Genomic DNA, 2,703 nt, shown 5'->3' on the forward strand with positions numbered 1-2,703 from the left:
CACAAGACATAACGGAACAGCTTGGAAAGGCTGGCCATAGCGGGTGATAGCCCCGTACGTGAAATGACCTGTGTGGTACTGAGCTAACGACAAGTAGGGCGGGACACGAGAAATCCTGTCTGAATATGGGGGGACCATCCTCCAAGGCTAAATACTCATCATTGACCGATAGTGAACTAGTACCGTGAGGGAAAGGCGAAAAGAACCCCGGGAGGGGAGTGAAATAGATCCTGAAACCGCGTGCTTACAAAAAGTAGGAGCCCGCAAGGGTGACTGCGTACCTTTTGTATAATGGGTCAGCGACTTACATTCAGTGGCAAGGTTAACCGAATAGGGAAGCCGTAGAGAAATCGAGTCCGAATAGGGCGATCAGTCGCTGGGTGTAGACCCGAAACCAAGTGATCTATCCATGGCCAGGATGAAGGTGCCGTAACAGGTACTGGAGGTCCGAACCGACTAGTGTTGCAAAACTAGCGGATGAGCTGTGGATAGGGGTGAAAGGCTAAACAAACTTGGAAATAGCTGGTTCTCTCCGAAAACTATTTAGGTAGTGCCTCAAGTATTACCATCGGGGGTAGAGCACTGTTTTGGCTAGGGGGTCATGGCGACTTACCAAACCAAGGCAAACTCCGAATACCGATGAGTACAGCTTGGGAGACAGAGCACCGGGTGCTAACGTCCGGACTCAAGAGGGAAACAACCCAGACCGCCAGCTAAGGTCCCTAAAATTGGCTAAGTGGGAAACGAAGTGGGAAGGCTAAAACAGTCAGGATGTTGGCTTAGAAGCAGCCATCATTTAAAGAAAGCGTAATAGCTCACTGATCGAGTCGTCCTGCGCGGAAGATGTAACGGGGCTAAGCCAGTTACCGAAGCTGCGGATTTGCAATTTATTGCAAGTGGTAGGAGAGCGTTCTGTAAGCCTGTGAAGGTGCGTTGTAAAGCGTGCTGGAGGTATCAGAAGTGCGAATGCTGACATGAGTAGCGTTAAAGGGGGTGAAAAGCCCCCTCGCCGTAAGCGCAAGGTTTTCTACGCAACGTTCATCGGCGTAGAGTGAGTCGGCCCCTAAGGCGAGGCAGAGATGCGTAGCTGATGGGAAACAGGTCAATATTCCTGTACCGATATATAGTGCGATGTGGGGACGGATCTTAATAGGTCATCCGGGTGTTGGATATCCCGGTTTAGTTGGATGTAGGCGTGCATTAGGCAAATCCGGTGCACATATACCGAGGCCAACGATCGAGCCAGCTTGCTGGTGAAGTGACTGAACGAGGTTCCAGGAAAAGCCACTAAGCTTCAGCTATATACGACCGTACCGCAAACCGACACTGGTGCGCGAGATGAGTATTCTAAGGCGCTTGAGAGAACTCAGGAGAAGGAACTCGGCAAATTGACACCGTAACTTCGGAAGAAGGTGTGCCCTATTAGTGTGAAGTGAACAACGGAGCATGAATGGGTTGCAAAAAATCGGTGGCTGCGACTGTTTATTAAAAACACAGCACTCTGCAAACACGAAAGTGGACGTATAGGGTGTGACGCCTGCCCGGTGCTGGAAGATTAAATGATGGGGTGCAAGCTCTTGATTGAAGTCCCAGTAAACGGCGGCCGTAACTATAACGGTCCTAAGGTAGCGAAATTCCTTGTCGGGTAAGTTCCGACCTGCACGAATGGCGTAACGATGGCCACACTGTCTCCTCCTGAGACTCAGCGAAGTTGAAATGTTTGTGATGATGCAATCTCCCCGCGGAAAGACGGAAAGACCCCATGAACCTTTACTGTAGCTTTGTATTGGACTTTGAACAGATCTGTGTAGGATAGGTGGGAGGCTTTGAAGCAGGGTCGCTAGATCTTGTGGAGCCAACGTTGAAATACCACCCTGGTGTGTTTGAGGTTCTAACCTAGGTCCATTATCTGGATCGGGGACAGTGCATGGTAGGCAGTTTGACTGGGGCGGTCTCCTCCCAAAGCGTAACGGAGGAGTTCGAAGGTACGCTAGTTACGGTCGGACATCGTGACGATAGTGCAATGGCATAAGCGTGCTTAACTGCGAGACTGACAAGTCGAGCAGATGCGAAAGCAGGACATAGTGATCCGGTGGTTCTGTATGGAAGGGCCATCGCTCAACGGATAAAAGGTACTCTGGGGATAACAGGCTGATACCGCCCAAGAGTTCATATCGACGGCGGTGTTTGGCACCTCGATGTCGGCTCATCTCATCCTGGGGCTGTAGCCGGTCCCAAGGGTATGGCTGTTCGCCATTTAAAGAGGTACGTGAGCTGGGTTTAAAACGTCGTGAGACAGTTTGGTCCCTATCTTCCGTGGGCGCTGCAGATTTGAGGAAGCCTGCTCCTAGTACGAGAGGACCGGAGTGGACACACCTCTGGTGTATCGGTTGTCACGCCAGTGGCATTGCCGAGTAGCTAAGTGTGGAAGAGATAACCGCTGAAAGCATCTAAGCGGGAAACTCGTTTCAAGATGAGATCTGCCGGGGCCTTGAGCCCCCTGAAGAGTCGTTCAAGACCAGGACGTTGATAGGTCAGGTGTGGAAGCGCAGTAATGCGTTAAGCTAACTGATACTAATTGCTCGTGCGGCTTGACCCTATAACTTTGATCAAAATACAGATCAAGGTGTTATGCCAAGTTGACGCATTCAAAACAATTCGCCAAAAGCTGATTCCAAACTCTATGAATTCGTCCGGTTGATC

1 rRNA gene (running past one end of the window) is annotated in these 2,703 nt (G+C 50.6%); it reads left to right on the top strand.

The features are described 5' to 3' along the window. Positions 1-2,599, top strand: a 23S ribosomal RNA gene (locus AC1RVW_RS30555); it begins 272 nt to the left of the window's first position. The last annotated feature ends 104 nt before the right edge of the window (positions 2,600-2,703 follow it).

Source organism: Variovorax sp. MPBD4-3 (genome assembly GCF_058809745.1).